Origin of the sequence: Actinoplanes sp. KI2 (assembly GCF_025630775.1) — a bacterium.
Lineage (GTDB): Bacteria > Actinomycetota > Actinomycetes > Mycobacteriales > Micromonosporaceae > Actinoplanes.
Genome location: NZ_JAOSZE010000059.1, coordinates 1 through 18587, shown reverse-complemented (window position 1 = coordinate 18587; position 18587 = coordinate 1). Strand labels below are relative to the sequence as shown.

Annotated in this window: 20 protein-coding genes; 7 read left to right on the top strand and 13 right to left on the bottom strand. The window is 69.6% G+C overall.

The genetic code is table 11. The annotated features are described in order from the left end of the window. The first annotated feature begins 69 nt into the window (after positions 1 to 69). Positions 70 to 723: a phosphate signaling complex protein PhoU gene (gene phoU / locus ODJ79_RS41075; RefSeq protein WP_263029127.1), complete on the top strand. Its 654-nt coding sequence runs from the start codon at positions 70 to 72 to the stop codon at positions 721 to 723. Positions 724 to 798: 75 nt separating this feature from the next. On the opposite strand, the gene ODJ79_RS41070 is transcribed toward phoU, so the two are convergent. Then, positions 799 to 1554, bottom strand: a complete 756-nt coding sequence (locus ODJ79_RS41070) for a phosphoglyceromutase (RefSeq protein WP_411267423.1) — start codon at positions 1552 to 1554, stop codon at positions 799 to 801. 125 nt (positions 1555 to 1679) lie between these two features. Between ODJ79_RS41070 and ODJ79_RS41065 the strand changes: the two genes are divergently transcribed. After that, complete coding sequence (locus ODJ79_RS41065; RefSeq protein WP_263029125.1) at positions 1680 to 2969, top strand: MDR family MFS transporter; 1290 nt, start codon at positions 1680 to 1682, stop codon at positions 2967 to 2969. A 344-nt stretch (positions 2970 to 3313) separates the two neighbouring features. Here ODJ79_RS41065 and ODJ79_RS41060 read toward each other — a convergent pair whose 3' ends face one another. From ODJ79_RS41060 to mshA, 3 genes are read right to left on the bottom strand one after another with little or no spacing between them, the layout of a single operon-like run. After that, a complete protein-coding gene (locus tag ODJ79_RS41060; RefSeq protein ID WP_263029124.1) occupies positions 3314 to 3496 on the bottom strand; it encodes a hypothetical protein in 183 nt (60 codons plus the stop codon). An 11-nt stretch (positions 3497 to 3507) separates the two neighbouring features. Then, on the bottom strand, positions 3508 to 3990 hold the full coding sequence (locus tag ODJ79_RS41055; protein ID WP_263029123.1) for a YbjN domain-containing protein: 483 nt from the start codon (positions 3988 to 3990) through the stop codon (positions 3508 to 3510). Continuing rightward, a complete protein-coding gene (mshA, locus tag ODJ79_RS41050; RefSeq protein ID WP_263029122.1) occupies positions 3984 to 5297 on the bottom strand; it encodes a D-inositol-3-phosphate glycosyltransferase in 1314 nt (437 codons plus the stop codon). Before mshA ends, ODJ79_RS41055 begins: the two co-directional genes overlap by 7 nt. An 80-nt stretch (positions 5298 to 5377) precedes the next feature. On the opposite strand from mshA, the gene ODJ79_RS41045 reads away from it, so the two are divergent. Then, complete coding sequence (locus ODJ79_RS41045) at positions 5378 to 6130, top strand: SDR family oxidoreductase (RefSeq protein ID WP_263029121.1); 753 nt, start codon at positions 5378 to 5380, stop codon at positions 6128 to 6130. Between the two features lie 6 nt (positions 6131 to 6136). Continuing rightward, positions 6137 to 6901 carry a class I SAM-dependent methyltransferase gene (locus ODJ79_RS41040; protein WP_263029159.1) on the top strand — a complete coding sequence of 255 codons (765 nt, stop codon included), beginning with the start codon at positions 6137 to 6139 and terminating at the stop codon, positions 6899 to 6901. A gap of 63 nt (positions 6902 to 6964) precedes the next feature. On the opposite strand, the gene ODJ79_RS41035 is transcribed toward ODJ79_RS41040, so the two are convergent. Then, positions 6965 to 8515, bottom strand: a complete 1551-nt coding sequence (locus ODJ79_RS41035) for a DNRLRE domain-containing protein (protein ID WP_263029120.1) — start codon at positions 8513 to 8515, stop codon at positions 6965 to 6967. Between the two features lie 178 nt (positions 8516 to 8693). After that, positions 8694 to 9098 carry a response regulator gene (locus ODJ79_RS41030; RefSeq protein ID WP_263029119.1) on the bottom strand — a complete coding sequence of 135 codons (405 nt, stop codon included), beginning with the start codon at positions 9096 to 9098 and terminating at the stop codon, positions 8694 to 8696. A 282-nt stretch (positions 9099 to 9380) separates the two neighbouring features. Between ODJ79_RS41030 and ODJ79_RS41025 the strand changes: the two genes are divergently transcribed. Next, the gene (locus ODJ79_RS41025; protein WP_263029118.1) at positions 9381 to 9593 is read left to right on the top strand and encodes a hypothetical protein; all 213 of its coding nucleotides are present in this window, start codon (positions 9381 to 9383) and stop codon (positions 9591 to 9593) included. 76 nt (positions 9594 to 9669) lie between these two features. Continuing rightward, positions 9670 to 11460, top strand: a complete 1791-nt coding sequence (locus tag ODJ79_RS41020) for a sensor histidine kinase (protein ID WP_263029117.1) — start codon at positions 9670 to 9672, stop codon at positions 11458 to 11460. Here ODJ79_RS41020 and ODJ79_RS41015 read toward each other — a convergent pair whose 3' ends face one another. The 7 genes from ODJ79_RS41015 to ODJ79_RS40985 all read right to left on the bottom strand — a co-directional run bounded on the left by ODJ79_RS41015 (position 11461) and on the right by ODJ79_RS40985 (position 16938). Further along, positions 11461 to 12315, bottom strand: coding sequence for an SRPBCC family protein (locus ODJ79_RS41015; protein WP_263029116.1), 855 nt, complete (start codon positions 12313 to 12315; stop codon positions 11461 to 11463). Positions 12316 to 12391: 76 nt separating this feature from the next. After that, positions 12392 to 13117, bottom strand: a complete 726-nt coding sequence (locus tag ODJ79_RS41010) for a hydrolase (RefSeq protein ID WP_263029115.1) — start codon at positions 13115 to 13117, stop codon at positions 12392 to 12394. 197 nt (positions 13118 to 13314) lie between these two features. Further along, a complete protein-coding gene (gene csrA, locus ODJ79_RS41005; RefSeq protein ID WP_263029114.1) occupies positions 13315 to 13551 on the bottom strand; it encodes a carbon storage regulator CsrA in 237 nt (78 codons plus the stop codon). An 85-nt stretch (positions 13552 to 13636) separates the two neighbouring features. After that, positions 13637 to 14035 (bottom strand): flagellar assembly protein FliW, encoded by a 399-nt coding sequence (locus tag ODJ79_RS41000; protein ID WP_263029113.1) that lies wholly within the window; start codon positions 14033 to 14035, stop codon positions 13637 to 13639. A 41-nt stretch (positions 14036 to 14076) separates the two neighbouring features. Beyond that, entirely contained in the window at positions 14077 to 15009 is a 933-nt protein-coding gene (gene flgL, locus ODJ79_RS40995; RefSeq protein ID WP_263029112.1) for a flagellar hook-associated protein FlgL, read from the bottom strand. 16 nt (positions 15010 to 15025) lie between these two features. Beyond that, positions 15026 to 16453 (bottom strand): flagellar hook-associated protein FlgK, encoded by a 1428-nt coding sequence (flgK, locus tag ODJ79_RS40990; RefSeq protein WP_263029111.1) that lies wholly within the window; start codon positions 16451 to 16453, stop codon positions 15026 to 15028. Then, on the bottom strand, positions 16453 to 16938 hold the full coding sequence (locus tag ODJ79_RS40985; protein ID WP_263029110.1) for a flagellar protein FlgN: 486 nt from the start codon (positions 16936 to 16938) through the stop codon (positions 16453 to 16455). Before ODJ79_RS40985 ends, flgK begins: the two co-directional genes overlap by 1 nt. Before the next feature lie 253 nt (positions 16939 to 17191). Here ODJ79_RS40985 and ODJ79_RS47060 point away from each other — a divergent pair, with 253 nt between their 5' ends. Continuing rightward, positions 17192 to 18505, top strand: coding sequence for a flagellin (locus ODJ79_RS47060; RefSeq protein ID WP_317620747.1), 1314 nt, complete (start codon positions 17192 to 17194; stop codon positions 18503 to 18505). Positions 18506 to 18587 lie beyond the last annotated feature (82 nt).

The window sequence follows — 18587 nt, the reverse complement described above, 5'->3', positions numbered from 1 at the left end:
TACGGTAGGCATCAACCAAGGTCGCACCCTGCCCAAACGAGGGGCGGCCCCGACCCCCCGGGACAGCACATGCGCGAGGAGTTCCAGTCGGATCTCAACGAGATCAGCCGACTGCTGGTGACCATGGCCGAGGCGGTGCGGGCGGCCATGCGCAAGGCGACGTCGGCACTGCTCCACGCCGACCTCAAGGCCGCCGAGTCGGTCATCGAGCGGGACGTCGAGGTCGACAAGATCTACTCTCAGGTCGAGGCCAAGGTGGCGGACACCATCGCGCGGCAGGCGCCGGTCGCCGGCGACCTGCGCATGGTGATCACCGCGCTGCACATCTCCGCCGACCTCGAGCGGATGGGCGACCTGGCCGAGCACGTGGCCAAGACCGCGCAGCGGCGTCACCCGTCGCCGGCCGTGCCGGCCGAGCTGCGCCCGGTCTTCCAGGGCATGGCCGCGGTGGCCGACCGGATGGCCGAGCAGATCGCCAGCCTGCTCGCGACGCCCGACGCGGGGAAGGCCTCGAAGCTGGAGCACACCGACGACGAGATGGACAACCTCGAGCGGAAGCTGTTCGCGGTGATGCTCGACGACGACTGGCCGTACGGCGCGGAGACCGCGATCGACGGCGCCCTGCTGGGCCGCTTCTACGAGCGGTACGCCGACCATGCCGTGAACGTCGGCGAGCACCTGATCTACCTGATCACGGGAGAGCAGACCGACGGCCTGAGCTGAGCCGACGCTCGCCGGGCCAACGAAGAAGGCCGGGACGCCACGGGGGCGGCCCGGCCTTCTTCTCGGCGTACGGAATCAGCGGCCCTGGTTGGCGACCGCGGCCGCGGCGTCCTTGGCGGCCTCGGGGTCGAGGTAGGTGCCGCCCGGGTTGGTCGGGTGGAAGTCCTCGTCGAGGTCGTAGCGCAGCGGGAAACCGGTCGGGATGTTCAGCTTCGCGATCGCCTCGTCGGAGACGCCGTCGAGGTGCTTCACGATCGCGCGCAGTGAGTTGCCGTGCGCGGCGACCAGCACCGTCTGGCCGATCGCGAGATCCGGGACGATCGCGTCGTACCAGTACGGCAGGGCCCGCTCGAGCACGTCCTTGAGGCACTCCGACTTCGGCATCACCTCGGTCGGCAGCGTTGCGTAGCGCGGGTCGGTGAACTGGGCGAACTCGGAGTCGGCCGCGATCGGCGGCGGGGGCACGTCGTACGACCGGCGCCAGAGCATGAACTGCTCCTCGCCGTACGCCTCGAGGGTCTGCTTCTTGTCCTTGCCCTGCAGCGCGCCGTAGTGGCGCTCGTTGAGCCGCCACGACCGCTTCACCGGAATCCAGTGCCGGTCGGCGATGTGCAGCGCGATCTCGCTGGTCCGGATCGCCCGGCGCAGAACGCTGGTGTGCACCACGTCCGGCAGGACGCCGTGCTCCTTCAGCAGCTCGCCGCCGCGACGAGCCTCCTTCTCACCTTGGGCATCCAGGTCCACGTCGACCCAGCCGGTGAAGAGGTTCTTGGCGTTCCACTCGCTGTTGCCGTGTCGCAGCAGCACCAAAGTCCCAGTCATGGGCTCCATCCTGCCCCAGCCCTGATCGACGCGAGCGTGGACCCGGCAGTGGCGACCACCACGTGGAAAATCGCTTGCCGGAGAGCCCAGGTGGTAAGTGAGATCATGCCGATCGGGACTTACAAGGAGATGATGTGCGGGGCTGGTTTCGGCAGGCCACGGGCGGATTGCCCCGGCAGTTCTGGTTCCTCTGGATCGGCACGCTGATCAATCGGCTCGGGTCGTTCGTGGTGATCTTCCTGGCCATCTACCTGACCGGTGAGCGGCACTTCAGCCAGAGCCAGGCCGGCCTCGTGATCGGCCTCTACGGCGTCGGCGGGGCGATCGGCACGACCGTCGGTGGCGTGCTGGCCGACCGCTGGGGGCGCCGGCCGACGATGCTGACCGGGCAGTTCGGCGCGGCCGCGTTGATGCTCACCCTGGGCTTCGCGTACGCGTATTGGCAGATCCTCGCCGTGACGTTCGCCCTCGGCGTGGTCACCGAAGCGGTCCGGCCCGCCTTCTCGGCCATGATGGTCGACGTCGTGCCCGATCACGATCGGGTGCGCGCCTATGCGCTCAACTACTGGGCGATCAACCTGGGCTTCGCGCTGTCCGCGGTCGGCGCCGGCCTCGCGGCGAAGGCCGACTACCTGCTGCTGTTCGTGATCGACGCGGGCAGCACCCTGATCACCGCGCTGATCGGCCTGGTCTTCCTGGCCGAGACGCGGCCCGCCGGCCCGCGCGCCGGCACCACCCGGCGACAGCCGGGCGGCGGCCTCACGACGGCGTTGCGCGACCGCACCTTCGTGCTCTACCTGGTGATCAGCCTGGGCACGGTGATCGTGATGATGCAGCACCTGTCCACGCTGCCGATCGCGATGGCCGCCGACGGGCTCTCCGCCGCGACGTACGGCTGGGTGATCGCGGTGAACGGGGTGCTGATCGTGCTCGGCCAGCTGTTCGTGCCGCGGCTGATCGAGAACCTCGACCGGTCGCGGGTGCTGGCCCTGTCCGCGCTGATCATCGGGGTCGGGTTCGGGCTGGTCGCCTTCGCGAACGCGGCGTGGTTCTTCGCGCTCACCGTGGTGATCTGGACGCTCGGCGAGATGCTGCAGTCCCCGTCCAACGCGGCGACCGTGGCGGCGCTCTCCCCGGCCGCGCTGCGCGGGCGTTATCAGGGCCTCAGCTCGCTGAACTGGTCGGCCGGCACGGCGCTCGCGCCGATCGTCGGCGGCTTCACCCAGGAGCATCTGGGCCACGTGGCGCTCTGGCTCGGCTGCTTCGGGGTCGGTGCGCTGGTCGCGGCCGGTCATCTGGTCACCGGGCCGCGCCGGGAGCGGCGGATCGCGCAGTTGCTGGCCACGCCGGCCGCGACAAGCCGGCCGGAGACATCGATCGCGCTGCCGCCGGCGGTGGCCGAGCCGGCCGCCGACGTCGGGTAACGCGGCAACGACACTGCCCGAATGGGCACCGCAGGAGAGTCATTGAGGGCCGCGGCTTCAGCGCGCGTCTAGCCCGAGGACCCTTCGCCCGGCCGGACATCGATGCAACGCCGACGCGTACGGCCGAATGGTTTGAGGTCTTGAAAACGATGCACCGGCGGCGGCGGACGACGCCCATCCCCATAGGCGTCGCCCGCACTAACCGCCGGTCTCGGGTCGCGCCGTCCCCCAACGGCATATGCCACCCGTCCCCAAACGCCGACCGCGGTGATCATTGCTGGTCACCAGTTCCCCGAACTAACGGTTCAGCGTCCATTGATTACGCTAGTTGGCGAGGTCAAGCCTCACAAGCCAGTTGGCTGTCTGCCATCTGTCTGGACCGTCACAGTCAACGACAAATGGCCGATCGGCGGATCGTCCGGTCCGACATCCGGGTCACCACCGGCCTCGGCGAGAGATCGCGTTAACCGCTTGTTCATCGCGATGATTTTCTGATCGAGATCGTCGCATGAATATGTGTCGGACACTATCGAACTTTTCACGGCGCGGGCGGCGCGAGGTGCTTGAACGCCTGCAGGTTGGCCAGCGACTCGCCGCGCTTGACCCGCCACTCCCACTCGCGCCGGATCGACGAGCCGAAGCCGATCTCGAGCATCGTGTCGAACGACTCGTCGGCGTACGTGAGGACCGCGCCCAGCAAACGATCCAGCTCGTTCTCGTCCAGGGAGCGAAGCGACACGCGGCCGGTGAGGTAGACGTCGCCGACCGCGTCGATCGAGAACGAGACGCCGTACATCCGGGCGTTGCGGCGCAGCAGCCAGGCCCACAGCTCCTCCCGCCGCTCGTCGGGCTGCCGCATCACGAACGCCTCGATCCGCAAGGCGTGCTCGCCGACGATCAGGTGACAGGCGGTCTTGAGCTTGTGCGTCCCCGGCAGGGTCACGACATACCCGGAGTCGCCGGCCTTTTCCCACTCCAGCTCACGGTCGGACAGCACCTGCTCGATCAGGGCGGTCACCATACGTACGCCTCCAACCGCGCGGCGATCATCGCACGGTGCTGCACCACGGCCTCACGGTAGACGGCGAGCAGGCCCTCGGCAGTACGGTCCCAGGAGAATTTCGCCGCATGTGCGACCGCCCCGGCCGAGAGCGAGGCGCGCAGCCGCGGGTCGGCGAGCAGCGAGTCGAGCGCCTGCGCCCAGTCCCGCGGATCGTGCCCGTCGACCAGCAGGCCGCTCACGCCGTCGCGCACCGCGGTGACCAGCCCGCCGACCGCGGCGGCCACCACCGGTGTCCCGCAGGCCTGGGCCTCGAGCGCCACCAGCCCGAACGACTCGTTGTACGAGGGCACCGCGACCGCCTCGGCGCGCCGGTAGAGCTCGGCGAGGTCGTCACCGGTCTGCGGCGGCAGGAACAGCACCCGGTCGGCGACCCCGAGCGAGGCCGCCAGCTCGATCAGCGCGCTCGGCCGGTCGAGGCCGCTGCCGCTGGGGCCGCCGCAGATGACCAGCTTGGTGTCCCGGTCGCGAAGGAAGGGCAGGGCCGAGATCAGTACGTCGGGCGCCTTGAGCGGCTGAATGCGCCCGACAAAGGCGATGAATCGCCCCTCGATCGGCAGCCCCGGCCGGGCCCGATCGGCCGGGCGGAACCGGTCGAGATCAACGCCGGGCTGCACGACGGCGGTCCGGGCCGGCGACGCGTCGTAGTACGCCGCCAGATCCCGCGCCTCGAAGCGGGTGTTCGCCACCAGCCGGTCGGACTCGGCGATCACCTGCTCCTCGCCGATCAGCCGGGCCTTGGGCTCGGGGCGGTCGCCGGCCGCGATCAGCCGGTTCTTGACCTTGGCGAGGGTGTGCGCGGTGTGCACGTGCGGCACGCCCCAGCGCTCCCGGGCCAGCCAGCCCACCTGGCCGGAGAGCCAGTAGTGGGAGTGGATCAGGTCGTATCGGCCCGGCGGGTGCGCCGCCTCCGCCCGCAGCACGCCGTTCGCGAAGGCGCACAGTTGCGAGGGCAACTCCTCCTTGGCGAGCCCCTCGAACGGTCCGGCGGTGACGTGCCGGACGGTCACGCCGGGCGTCATCTCGACGACCGGGGGCAGCTCGCTGCGGGTGGCCCGGGTGAAGATCTCCACCTCGACGCCGAGGCGGGCAAGCCGCTTCGACACCTCGACGATGTAGACGTTCATGCCACCGGCGTCGCCGGTGCCGGGCTGTTCCAGGGGGGATGTATGCACCGAAAGGGTGGCGATGCGCCGGGGGGTCGGCCAGTCAACCACGATGATTCCTCCCGAAGCGGTCAAACGTAACGCGCATTTTGTTACGTCCATGTCAATCTTCCCCACGCATGTCGGCCGAACCACAACGCAGGCGCGTGGGGGTGACCCAAGTCATCGGGAAAGATGGGGGCATGGTGAACATCGCGGTCGTGACCGGAGCATCGAGCGGAATCGGCGCGGCGTCCGCCCGCCGCCTGGCCCGGGAGGGTTTCCACGTGGTCGCGGCGGCCCGCCGGGCCGACCGGCTGGAGACACTGGTCAAGGAGATCGGCAACGCCACGGCGGTCGAGTGCGACGTCACCGACGACGACTCGGTGGCACGTCTGGCAGCCGCCGTCGAAGACCTCGACGGCCCGCTCACCCTGCTGGTCAACAACGCCGGCGGCGCACGCGGCGTGGACCCGGTGGCGGCCGGCTCGGTCGACGACTGGCAGTGGATGTACGACGTCAACGTGCTCGGCACGCTCCGGGTCACCAAGGCGCTGCTGCCGCAGCTCGAGGCGAGCGGCGCGGGCGCGATCGTGACGATCGGCTCGACCGCGGCGTTCGTGGTCTACGAGGGCGGCGGTGGGTACACCGCGGCCAAGCACGCGCAGAACGCCCTGATGGGCACGCTACGACTGGAACTGGCCGGCAAGCCGGTCCGGGTGATGGAGATCGATCCGGGCATGGTGCGCACCGACGAGTTCGCGCTCAACCGGATGGGCGGTGACCAGGCCAAGGCGGACGCGGTCTACCAGGGCGTCCGCGAGCCGCTGACCGCGGACGACATCGCCGACTGCGTCGCGTTCCTGGCGACCCGCGCCCATCACGTCAACATCGACCGGCTGGTGATCCGGCCGATCGCCCAGGCGGCGCAGCACAAGGTGGTTCGGGAGAAGTAGCCGGTGATCAAACCCGTAGGCGCGATCACCCGGGGGACGACCAATCCGAACCGGCTGCGCCGGGTGGACAACTTCGTCGCATACCGCTGCGGCGGCCTCCTGCGTGCGGCCGCCGATCCGCTGGTGATCGATCTGGGTTACGGCGCGACGCCGGTCACGGCGGTGGAGTTGCGAGGCCGTCTGGCGACGGCCGTCCGCGCGGACGTCGCGGTGGTGGGTCTGGAGATCGATCCGGTACGGGTGGCAGCAGCGCGACCGTACGCCGACCCGCCCCGGCTCGAGTTCCGCCGGGGCGGTTTCGAGCTGGCCGGCCTGCGCCCGGTCGTGGTGCGCGCGTTCAACGTGCTGCGCCAGTACGCCGAGGACGAGGTCGTCGCGGCCTGGCGGCAGATGACCGCGACGGGCGCCGTGCTGGTCGAGGGCACCTGCGACGAACTGGGCCGGATCGCCACCTGGACGGTGGTGGAGCACGGCGAGCCGCGGACGCTGACCCTCTCGGCCCGGCTGTCCGATCTGGACCATCCGGCGACGTTCGCCGAGCGGCTGCCCAAGGCACTGATCCACCACAACGTCGCGGGCGAGCCGATCCACGAGCTGCTGCACGCGGTGGGCCGGGCGTGGGAGAGCGAGGCGACCCCGTTCGGTCCCCGGCAGCGCTGGCTGGCGACCTGCCGCCGGCTGCGCGACGAGGGCCACCCGCTGGTCGACGGGCCGGCCCGCTGGGGCCGCGGCGAGCTGACGGTTTCGTGGCCGGGCCGGGCTCAGGAATAAGGTCGGGCCGGTCCTCCGCAGCGGACCGGCCCGACTCCACAGGGGAGTAATGCTCTCTATCGGTCAGTTCTTGAGGTTGACGTTGAAGATCGGCGAGGCGGCGACCTTGCGGAACGCGGTCAGGCTGTCCGGGGTCGAGTCGACCGCGATGTTCCGGTCGCCGGTGTCGTCCTTCGCGGTGTCGAAGTAGACGATCGCCTTGACCTTCGGGTGCTTCGCGAGCTCCGGCAGCACGGTGTCGTACGCGGCGGCCTTGCTGGTCGGACGCGCCTCCCGGTGGTACATGCCCCACTCGGCCACCATGATCGGCTTACTCGGGTGGTTCGTGACCGACCAGTCGTAGAAGCCGAGGCCGCCACCGGTGGGCTTGCGGTCGATCAGGTCGGCGAAGCCGCCGTAGTGGTACTGACCGGACTCCACGCTCACGTACGAGTCGAGGCCGACCCAGTCGACGACGTCGTCACCCGGGTAGAGGTCCTTCCACCAGGACTGCGCCATCCACTTCTCGTTGCCCATGTAGGCGAGCACGTTGACCGCGTTGGTCACCCCGTCGGCGCGCAGCCGCTGAATGACGTGCCGGTACATGGCCGCGTAGTCCTTGGCGGTCATCCCCGAGCTCGCCGCGGTCTGCACGTCGTTCTCCGGCTCGTGGTGCAGAGCCAGGAAGAACTTCTGGGTGCCGTAGTTGGCCTTGACGTAGTTGGCCCACGCGTCGATCCGCGCGTCCTTCTCGCCGGCCGCGACCTTGGCCCAGGTGCTGCCGTACGCGACCTTCCAGTTGAGCAGGAGCACCCGTGGGTGCGCCGGGTCCTGGGTCATCGCGATCTCGGCCTTGGTCGGGAACTTCTCGTCGCCCTTGTGGTAGGTGTGGTAGATGGTCGACGTCCGGCCGGTCGTCGCCTCCCAGTTCTTGAGCGCGGTGTCCCGCGGGGTGTCGGTGAAGCCGCCGGCCGCCGCGCCCCACAGCACGCCGCAGTTCGGCACCAGCAGCGCGCCGGTGGTGCAGGTCTGCGGCTGCGCGGGCTCGGTGACGGCATAGTTCATGACCAGGCGCGGGCCGGCCGTCTTGCCGTCACCGGACTCGGCCGACAGGATCCGGGTCGCGGCGGTGGTCGACGACGAGCGCAGCGCGAAGGAGTACGTGCCGGCCTGGGTCACCACCTTCGACAGGTCGAGCGTCACCGTGGCGTCGCTGGAGTTCGGCACCGCGGAAGAGATCGCCGAGCCGATCGCCGGCTGGTTCGCGGCGGTGATCGTGCTCTCGCTCCAGGCCCCGGTCACCGGGTAGGCGGTGATCCGGTCCAGCGAAGGCTTGCCGTCGAACGGCAGGATCAGCCGCGCGTTGGAGACGGCCGCGCCGGCCGGGAAGCTTCCGGTCGTGAACCGTACGAAAGAGGTCTTGGTCTCGCCGTCGGCGACGCCCACCACCAGCTTCTGCGCGGCGCCGAAGTTGGTGGTCGTCCGCGTGCTGGAGACGTACGCGTCATCGCCCGCGAAGACGGTACGGATGGCCGGCGTGGTCGCCGCGTGCGCCGTACCCGGGACCAGGAAGCCGGCACTGACCGCCGCCCCGACCGCCGCGGCCGCCCCGATCGCTGCCCTCTTGGCACCCACCTGTGACCCCCCGAAAAGTCGAATCGCTCGTTTCGACTTCCCGTTCGACCGGGTCGGGTGCTCGATGGGTGGACGTCCGGTTGCGGCTGAGGTGCGGCCGATGGGACCCGCCGGGCAACAACAAAAGAAAGCGCCGCCGTCCTGACGACGGCGGCGCTTCTCGGGGTGCGGCGGGCGGTTACGGTGCGGCGCGCTCGGCGAGCACCGAGCGCAGCGCCTCGATCAGCGATTCGGTGCTGAACGGCTTCTTGACCAGCAGCGCGTCCGGCTCGATCAGGCCGTCCGCGACGGCCATCTCCTTGGGCAGGCCGGAGATGTAGATGACCCGCATGCCGGGCCGCAGCTCGGTGGCCTGGCGGGACAGCTCGCCCCCGGACACCTCGGGCAGGCCGAGGTCGGTGACCATGACGTCGATCTCGCCGGGGTGCTCCCGGCATACCGCCACGGCCTGCTGCGAGTCGCCGGCGACCAGGGTCGAGAAGCCGCGGCGCTCCAGCATCCGGCGCATGATGTCGCGCAGGTCCTCCTCGTCGTCGACGACGAGGACGGTCGGCCGGTTCTCCGCATCGGGCGCCTGCGACATGGGTCCTCCCGGGTACGCGTCCAGTTCTCGATTCACGCTATCGGCACCGGGTTGCGCTGACCGGCCTTTGCCACATCCCACGGGCAGGCACTGGACGGCCGGGCGCATCCTGAACTGGGTGGGTCGCGGGACGGCGCTCTCCCCCGGCAGGAGCGGCATCGCAACGGCTTCCGCCCTGGGCGGACGGCCCGGAACACCGGCCGGAAAGGGCTAAGGCTGTGCAACGGAGGGCCGATGTATCCGCAGTACCGCTACACACCGCCACCGAGCAAGGAGAGCGATATGACCAGCCTGCTGTCGCCCGAGATCACCACTGCGGACTCGCTGACCGAGCGCTGCGACCGCTGCAGCGCGGCCGCGAAGCTGGTGGTCAGCCTGACCAGCGGCGGCGAGCTGGCCTTCTGCGGCCACCACGCCAACCGGCACCGGGAGGACATCGTCCGGGTGGCCGAGCGGGTCACGCTCGAGGAGGGCTTCGACTGGGCGAGCAAGTAACCACTTGACCGAATAACCCGCGTTATGCTCATTTCCTCTTGTCCAAGGGGTTTATGTGCATCTTGCGGCGCATGACGTGGAAAGACTCTCCCGGTTCACCGCCGGGTGTGCGGGCGTCGCTGTCGCGGCGGTCGGTTCCCTTTCCGCTACCCCCCGCGTGCCGCCCGGCCCCAACCCGGCGGCCGCACTCGTTCCGGCCGGAATTGCGCTGCTGCTGCAGGCGCTGCCGGCCAGTCGGATCTCCCGCACCGTCGCCCTGCTGCTGGCCCTCGTCGCGGCCGGCGTAGGCGCGCTCGCGCTCGACACCCATCCCGCCGCCGCGGCCGCCACCGTGCTGGCCGGCCTCGGCCTGGCCGCCCTGGATCTGCGGGTCGCTCGGTCCCGCTTCCGGGTCGCCGACCCGCTGGTCGCCGGCGCCGCGATCATCGCGCTGGTCGCGCTGGTGCCGCGAATGTTCGATCCCACCTTTCCGGCCGGCCGCGGCCCCGAGGGCCTGATGGCCCCGGCGATGGCCGGCGCGCTGCTCGCCCTCGCGCTCGGCGCGGTGCTGGCCCGGCCGGAGAGCGGCCCACTGCGCACCGCCGAGACCACCGCCGGGCCGGGCACCACGGTGCGCCGGGCGCTGCCCGTGCTGATCGCCGTCCCCGCGCTGGCGGCGCTGGTCAGCGCCCTCGCCGCACGCACCGGGATCGGCCCGCCGGCCGCCGCGATCAGCACCGGGGCGATCCTCGCCGCGCTGGCCCTGCTCGGCCTGGTCGGCTATCTGGTGCGCACGCTCGACGGGGTCGACCGGCGGCACCGGCAGCTGGTCGGCGAGCTGCGCAACCGGCAGGAGTTCACGGTCGCCCTGCTGCAGTCGATGAACGAGGCCGTGATGGTGCTCGACGCCAACCACCGGGTGATCGACGTCAACCGGCGCTGGCGAGAGCTGACCGGTTACCGGCCGGACGAGCCCGTCCGCCTCGACTCGCTGCCGCTGCCGCCGGAGGAGGGCGGCGACTGGCTGCTGCCCCGGGCGGACGGCACGACCGTACCGGTGCTGGCCACGATGGCGACCATCCCGGACGCGGCGGGGGCGCCCCGGGCGTACGTGGCGACCTACGTCGACATCGGCGACCGGAAGCGGGCCGAGGTGTCGCTCGGCGAGCAGAACGCCGACCTGCGTGAGGCCAACGTCCGGCTCGAGGCGGCGCTGACCGAACTGCGCGAGACCAACACCCGGCTCGAGGCCGCGCTGGCCTTCAAGAACGACCTGACCTCGATGCTCACCCACGACGTCGCCCAGCCGCTCAGCTCGATCGCGAGCCTGGCCGAGCTGCTCCGGGCGGACTTCGCGGACCTGCCGGAGGACATCCGGCTTGAGCTGGTCACGAAGATCGACAACAACACGCAGCGGCTGATCAAGATGATGAACGATCTGCACCTGCTGTTCCGGCTGGACACCGGTTCGGTCACCGCACGGCAGGCGCCGGTGCCGCTGTTCGAGGTGGCCTCGGCGCTCCAGCCGGACATCGGGCCGGGCATCGAGCTGGACATCGGCGAGGAGCTGACCGTGCTGGCCGACCGCGGGCACCTGACCGTCGTGCTGCAGAACCTGCTGCGGAACGCGGTCACGTACGGCGCCCCGCCGGTGCGGCTGTCCGCCCGCCGCCGGGACGACCTGGTCGAGATCGTGGTGCAGGACCACGGCCCGGGCATCCCCGAGGACCTGGTGCCGAGCCTGTTCGGCCGGTTCGTCCGCGGCGCCGGGCTGGGCCTGTTCATCGTGCGGCACCTGGTCGAGGCGAACGGCGGCTCGGTCCGCTACGAGCGGGCCGAGCCGCGCGGCGCCCGCCTGATCGTCGAGCTGGAGGCGGCGCCGATCTGATCACATGTCGTGGGCCGACCCACGGTCCTCCTCGTTGATCATGCCGTCGCCCCAGGCGTCCTTCTGGATCGTGCGCCTGCCCATCGGGGCGGTGCCGGCCGCGCCGCCGCTGATCGGGCCGGCCTTGGCGATCCGGCGCCCGCCGGCCGCCGACGGGTCGTCGAGATCGTGCTGGCTCTGGATGCCGGCGATGCCGATACCCATCGCGCCGGCGTCCGGGTCGTGCGGGGACGGGCTGATCCGGCTCGCGGTGCCCCGCTCGGCCGCGCTGCTGCCCCAACCGGCGCTCTGCTGCGGGTTGCGGTTGCGAATCCGGGCGGCCACCGCGGCCGGGTTCGCCGCCGCCGGGTTCGACACGGCGGCGAGCCGCATGGTGTTCGCGCCGGCCGTCGGCCGCTTCGGCGACGGCCGGCTGCCGACCGGCTTCGGCCGCCCGCCCAGCACGCCGCTCTCCAGCAGGCCCTTGAACGTGGTCAGGTCTTCCTTGAGCCGTTTGGTCAGCGAGGCCTGGCCGTGCCGGTCGCTCGGCATGAGAAACGCGATGTCCGCCTCGAGCTGCGCCACGATCTGCGTCTTGGTCTCGCCCAGCGGGCGCAGCGTGATCGTCTCGGCGAGCAGCGGCCCCTCCATCGTCGACCAGGAGACCCGCTCGTCGAGGGAGCGCTCGGTGATCTGAGCGTCGAACTCGCGGCGCTTGCCGTCGACGTCCATGATCCAGTGGGTCTGGTCGGCGCCGACCGGGGTGACCTCGCGGACGCCGCTCATGAACCGCGGATAGTTCTCGAACGCGGCGAGCTGCTCGTACACCGTGTGCAGCGGTGCACCCACCTCGATGGCCTGCTGAACCATACTCATCACATATCTCCCATGCCTCGAATGTCCGGCATGGTCGAGCGTACGGAGAGTGCCGCTGATCGTGTTCGGTTTCCGGTCAGACGCGGCGGACGTACTGCCAACGGCCCACTTCGCCGGCGTACCGGGCGTCACTCGCAGGCACCAGCGTCACCTCAGCCGCGCGCAGCAATGTGACGAGCCGGGCCGACGGGCAGCGCCAGGCCTCGCTGACCTCGACCACGGTGCCGGTCTCGCGGCACGCCACGGCCAGCGCGCCGACCAGGTCGTCGGTGAGCACGGCGTCCTCCAGGCCGACCTGGGCGAGCAGGCCGAGCGGGCGAGCGAGCTGGGTGGGTGCATACCGGGAGGCGCGCTCGAGGCCCTGCACGGTGGCGACGACCAGCCCCTCGGCGACCTGCGCGGCGGTGAGCTCGCCGGCGGCGAGCATGGCACGGACGTCCCGGGGATCGTGGAGGGCGCCGGCCAGCGGCAGCCGGGAAACCGCGACCGAGACCGCCTCGAGCTGGCCCAGGTCGGCCGGCCAGGCCAGCCAGCCGTCCGGCTGGACGACCTCGACCTCGGCGGCGACCCGAAGGGTCAGCTCGGTGCGCTGCCGGGCACGGCGGACGGCATCGGCGTACGCGGAAAGCCAGGTGGTGTCCGGCCCGACCTGGTCGGCGAAGGTGAGCGCGGTGAGTCCGGCCTGATCGGCGGCCGAGACGACGACACCGACGCTGTCCCGCCCCGCGGCGAAGCCGGTGTGCACGTGCGCGTCGATCGTCAGATCCAGCGCATCGATCACCGATTCCCGCTCTGCGACCACTGATGACTCCCCGTACTCATGGCGACGGGCTCTTCCCGTCCGACACAGAGTGCGGGTGTTGTGGTGACAGGCTCGTTCTGCCGGCGGTGCAGTCCGGTTTCTTGTCGCGGCGGTCGGCGGCTCTCTTCACGCAACGGTTGGCGGCTCTCTTCACGCAACGGCCGCGGGGGAACGAGGAACGCCGGAGGAGCAGACGTTCACTCCTCCGGCGTCTGCAGCATCTCCGTCACGGCCCGGACGGCGTCCGCGTTGGGCGAGGCCGCCTCGCGGTTGGCCGCCTGCAACTCCCGGAACACTTCCTCGCGATGCACCTGCACGTCGCGCGGCGCCTGGATGCCCAGGCGGATTACGTCCCCACGCGCCTCGAGCACCGTGATGATCACGTCGTTGCCGATCATCACGCTCTCCCCCGCCCGGCGGGTCAGCACAAGCATCGTCCGGTGCCCTCCTCCATCCGTGGACGGACAGCATCGCAAGGGGCACGGTCACGATCCCGGCGACCGCGCCGGCGACGGGACGTCAGTACGTCCGGTGCATGATCGCGCGGACCGGGTATCCGGAGCCGCTGAGCACCACCTGCATGGCCCGCATGGAGTCCCGGTCGACCACGATCGGCGCCAGCAGGTTGGCGGTGGTCTCCTCGAGGCCGGCGGTGATGACCGTCAGCAGCAGCAGCCGGTCGGTGTCCGTCGTGTTCAGGGCGGCGAACACCTCGTCGTCGATCTCCGGCGCGTAGTCCGGGAAGAACGGCTCCGGCGGGGCCACGAGGAAGCGAAGCTCGGGGTCCTGGATGGACGTGAAGGCGTAGAGCAATCCATCGTCGTTGAGCCGCACCAGGACGAACTCCCGGTGTGCCGGGAAGCCGGGCATGGGCGCCGCCAGGGTGATGGTCGGCAGACCGAGCGACGGGTCGTTCATCGTGGCCTCAATCGGTCGAGACGCAGTACGAGTAGTCATGGTCACCTCAGGAAATCGATGAGCGAGGGCTGGATCACCTTGGACGCAGCGGCCAAGGCGGCCTGATACGAGGTCTGCTGGATCTGCAAATCCATAATCGCTTTCGGCAGATCGACATCCTCGACGTCGGACAGTTGTGACGAAACGGACAACATGTGGTCGGCCGCGGACTGCTTCATCTGCTCAACCCGATTATATCGGGCGCCTACGTCCGAAAGGGCAGCTTTCAGAGTTTCATGGGCATCATCCAGATTTGCCAGATCTGCGTTGATCGCGTTGTCATCGCCGGCTCGAATGTCGGCGGACAGGGTATTCAACAGGTTGAACAACCTGGCCGGGTCGCCACCCTTCTTCCCGAACGCCTCCGCACCGGAGGTTTCGACCCGCACCTTGGCGTTCGGGCCTACTGTCCGCGTCACCGGGTCCGGGTTGGCCGGCGGTTGTGGCTGGCCGACGTAAGTCACCTGCTTCGTGACCGGGTCCATCTGGAAGGCCGTCGAGCCCGTCGTGGTGCCGCCGAAGACCGGCCGGCCCAAGAACGTGGAGTTGGCCTGACCGAACAGCGTGTCCCGGATGTTGTCGATCTCGTTGGCCAGTGCGCCACGAGAGGTGGCGTCGTTGGTGGCGTTCAGCGCCTGCACGGTCAGGTCGCGGATCCGAAGCATCGAAGTGGACGCGTCGCCCAGAGTGTCCTGAATGGTGCCGAGCCAGCCCAGGCCGTCGTCGGCGTTGCGCGCGTACTGCTGAGTGGCCCGCGCCTCGGTGCGCAGTTGCAGCGCCGTGACCGTGCCGGTGGGCGAGTCGGACGGCCGGTTCAGCAGCTTGCCGCTGGAGATCTGCGACTGCAGCTTCTGTCCACGCTGGAGGGAGCGCTGCAGATCGGACAGCACCTTGCTGGTCATGCTGGTCTCGGTGACCCTGCTGGGAATCGTCATCGTTCGCTACCTCCTGTCACCGGCCGACCATGCCCGTCCGGTTGATCAACTGATCGAGCATCGAGTCGATCGTGGTGAGCACGCGCGAGGCGGCCTCGTAACCGCGCTGGAAGGTCAGCAGGTTGGTCATTTCCTCGTCGAGGTTGACCCCGGACTCCGCGTTACGAGAGGTGTCCACCTGGTCGCGTACCGAGTCCTGGATCTCGCTGCGCTGGGCCACGGACTGCGCCGCGACCCCCAGCCGGCCGATCATGGCCTGGTACATCGCGTCCGGACCGGTGGCGATCCCCGAGTTGCCGAAGTCGACCAGCCCGTCGGCGACGTTGTGATCGACCATCGGCGGGGTCCCGCTCGGATTGCCGCTGGAGAACGCGACGTCAGCCGGATCGGTGATCGCCACCTGGATCGTGCCGGCCGTGATCGCGCCGCCCGAGGTGCTGGTGAAGAAGTTGGTACCCGGGGTGCCGTTGATCGTGTAAGCCGCAGGCGGGCCGGTCTGGGCCGTGTTCACCGCCGAGGCGAGCGCGTTGGCCACCGCGTCCAGGTCGGAGAGGATCCCCGGGATGATGGTATTCATCGCGTCGAGCGTCGCGCCCATCGTGCCGCCGGCGGCGACGGGCAGGTTGGTGTCCGTCCACTGCAGCGCCACCTTGGTGCCGGTCGCCATGAGGTTGTCGAGGGTGGTGGAACCGACGCTCATCGACCGCGCGTTGAAGCCCTCGACCAGCGCGGTGTTGCCGACGTAGACATTCACCGCGCCGTTCGGCGTCGCCTGCGCGGTCGCCCCGGTCAGCTCGGACAGCTGCATGATCTTGCGATCGCGCTCGTCCTGAAGCTCGTTGGAGGACACGCCGGACTGCTGCGCGATGACGATCTGATGGTTGGTCTCGGCGATCGACTTGGCCAGGGAGTTGACCTGGTCGACGTACGCGCCCATCTGGGTGTTGTTCGAGGCGAACTGGTTGACCAGCGTGGTGTGCGCGTCGTTCAGGGTGCTGGCCACGGTGTTGCTGCGCTCGATCAGCGCGGTCCGGGTGGACGGGTCCTGCCAGTTGTTCGCCACGTCATTCCAGCTGTCCCACATGTCGTGCAGGCGCGCCGCGAATGCGGTGTCACTGGGCTCGGCCAGGAAGCCCTCGATCCCGTCGTACGTGGCCTTCTGACTGGTCAGGTACGCCGAGTTGGCGTGCTCGGCGCGGCTGCGCGCCTCGAGGTAGACGTCTCGCCCGCGTTCCACCCCGGTCACGGAGACCCCGGAACCGACCTGATCGCTGGTCGTGTAGATACCGGGGACCGCGCCGGTCTGCGCCGCCAGGCGCACCCGCTGCCGGGTATATCCCTCGGTGTTGACGTTCGCGATGTTCTGCCCGGAGATGTCCAGGCCACGGCGCTGCGCGTAAAGCGAGGTCAGCGCCGTGTTGAGACCGCCGAATGTGCTCCCCATCAGATCGCCTCATCCACCAGGCTGGAGCGGCGCACGCCGCCGGAAACGGTCTGGCCCTGCGGTCCGTAGGTTTCCACAGTTTCGGCGAACGCGAGCATGGTTTCGCGGGCTGCACGCTGGCCGGCGGTGAGCAGGTCCCGGTTCACGTCGGCGAGCGAGCTGATCTCGGAGGTCAGCATCAGGAAGGCCTTGCGGTGCTGGTGCAGCAGATCGGACCAGGGCGGCGGCGCGGCGTCGGCCAGCTCGCCGAGCGACGCCTCCGGGCTGAGCCCGAGCTCGACGGCGACGTCCTGCGAATACGCGGCCCGGATGACCTCGGTCTGCCGGATCTGATCGAGCACCACCTCGACCTCGCGGGTGGCATGGCTGAGCCAGCGGGAGCGGTTGGACGCGAGGAGCAACTGCTCCTCCTCAAGCTTGAACAGCAGCATCTCCAGCAGCTCACGTGATCGCCACAGGACGCTGGCCAGGTCGGTCAGGCTCACCCTGGTCCTCCGTCTCGCTCCGCCTCGGGCGCACCCCTTCGACACGCCCGCTCATTCGGACAGATCGGCACGTCGACCCCGCCGCTGAGGAATTTCCGCTGATTGGGCCTTCCCGGGCTTTCTTCCGGTTCGCCGGAAAAGGACGAAGAAATCTCGGAGACTGCAACTTGACCGTCGGCGACCAGCTGACCAGCCCGGCGTACCAACACGGCTCACGGACGGCCGGCCGGACCCTTCTCAAGGAGGAAAACCCATGGGTCTCCGAATCAACCAGAACATCGCCGCGCAGAACGCCTACCGGAACCTGTCGATCACCGACAGCCAGATGGGCAAGTCGCTGGAGAAGCTCTCCAGCGGCTTCCGCATCAACCGGGCCGCCGACGACGCCGCCGGCCTCTCCATCTCCGAGGGTCTCCGTGCGCAGGTCGGCGGTCTCAAGGTCGCCGTGCGCAACACCCAGGACGGCATCAGCGTCGCGCAGACCGCCGAGGGTTCGCTCAACGAGGTCACCTCGATCCTGCAGCGCATGCGTGACCTGGCGGTGCAGTCCGCCAACACCGGCGGCACCGACCGGACCGCGGCGGCGGCTGCTCAGAAGGAGATCGTCCAGCTCAATTCGGAGCTCGACCGGATCGGCAACCAAACCTCCTTCGCCAAGTCGAAGCTGCTCGACGGCACCTTCGGCAACACCAAGGCGGCTGTGTCCGCCTCGATCGCGGGGACGGCCGGCACCCCGCCGACCCCGGCGACCCTGCCGGCCACCACCACCGGCGGCAGCTGGACCTTTAGTCTCACCACGGTTGCCGGCTCCTCTACCCTGCCGAACGGCACCGCCATCCCGGGAGCTGGCATCCCCGTAACGGTGCCCGCAGTGCCCGCCGGCTCGTCGCCGCAGGATCTCGCGCAGGCGGTCAACTTGGCCATCTCGACGGCCCTCAAGCAGCAGGGCTACCAGGGCAACGAGGTCACCATGGCGGCCAGGGTCGACCCCAACGGCGCGACCACGTACAAGTTGGCCGGCTCCGGCGACTTCGCCATGACGGACGACTCCGGCGTCCTGACCAGCACGGCGGCGACCGGCGGGCTGGCTATTGCCGCTGCCACCAAATCCACCGGCGCCCCTGTCCCTCCCGCCACCGCCGGCTCGATCGTCTCGGGCGACCTGCAGCCGACCGGCGGCAACACCGGCGCGTTCCAGGTCGGCGCGAACGCCAACCAGAAGATCAACATCCAGATCGGCGCCGTGGACTCCCAAACCCTCGGCACCGCGACGCTGGACCTCACCACCCAACCGGACATCGCGATCGCGACTCTCGACAAGGCGCTCGCCTCGGTCTCCGATTCGCGTGCCCAGCTCGGTGCCTACCAGAACCGGTTCGACCACACGGTCAACAACCTCAACGTCGCCGTGGAGAACCTGTCCGCGTCGGAGTCGCGTATCCGTGACACCGACATGGCCCAGGAGATGGTGGCCTTCACCCGAGCGCAGATCCTGACCCAGGCCGGCACGTCGATGCTGGCGCAGGCCAACCAGTCCGCCCAGAACGTGCTCAAGCTGCTCCAGTAACCGCCAAACCCCATGCGCAACGCTCATCGCCGAAATAGGCAGGGGTAACAGCCCCTGCCTTTTCGTTTCTCTGGTTCGTCAG

What these genes read in the sequence shown, in the direction of transcription:
- phoU (WP_263029127.1), top strand. Translation starts at nt 70, where the DNA reads ATGCGCGAGGAGTTCCAGTCGGATCTCAACGAGATCAGCCGACTGCTG.
- ODJ79_RS41070 (WP_411267423.1), bottom strand. Translation starts at nt 1,554, where the DNA reads ATGGAGCCCATGACTGGGACTTTGGTGCTGCTGCGACACGGCAACAGC.
- ODJ79_RS41055 (WP_263029123.1), bottom strand. Translation starts at nt 3,990, where the DNA reads ATGGTGACCGCCCTGATCGAGCAGGTGCTGTCCGACCGTGAGCTGGAG.
- mshA (WP_263029122.1), bottom strand. Translation starts at nt 5,297, where the DNA reads ATGGACGTAACAAAATGCGCGTTACGTTTGACCGCTTCGGGAGGAATC.
- ODJ79_RS41045 (WP_263029121.1), top strand. Translation starts at nt 5,378, where the DNA reads ATGGTGAACATCGCGGTCGTGACCGGAGCATCGAGCGGAATCGGCGCG.
- ODJ79_RS41030 (WP_263029119.1), bottom strand. Translation starts at nt 9,098, where the DNA reads ATGTCGCAGGCGCCCGATGCGGAGAACCGGCCGACCGTCCTCGTCGTC.
- ODJ79_RS41025 (WP_263029118.1), top strand. Translation starts at nt 9,381, where the DNA reads ATGACCAGCCTGCTGTCGCCCGAGATCACCACTGCGGACTCGCTGACC.
- ODJ79_RS41015 (WP_263029116.1), bottom strand. Translation starts at nt 12,315, where the DNA reads ATGAGTATGGTTCAGCAGGCCATCGAGGTGGGTGCACCGCTGCACACG.
- csrA (WP_263029114.1), bottom strand. Translation starts at nt 13,551, where the DNA reads ATGCTTGTGCTGACCCGCCGGGCGGGGGAGAGCGTGATGATCGGCAAC.
- ODJ79_RS41000 (WP_263029113.1), bottom strand. Translation starts at nt 14,035, where the DNA reads ATGAACGACCCGTCGCTCGGTCTGCCGACCATCACCCTGGCGGCGCCC.
- flgL (WP_263029112.1), bottom strand. Translation starts at nt 15,009, where the DNA reads ATGACGATTCCCAGCAGGGTCACCGAGACCAGCATGACCAGCAAGGTG.
- flgK (WP_263029111.1), bottom strand. Translation starts at nt 16,453, where the DNA reads ATGGGGAGCACATTCGGCGGTCTCAACACGGCGCTGACCTCGCTTTAC.
- ODJ79_RS47060 (WP_317620747.1), top strand. Translation starts at nt 17,192, where the DNA reads ATGGGTCTCCGAATCAACCAGAACATCGCCGCGCAGAACGCCTACCGG.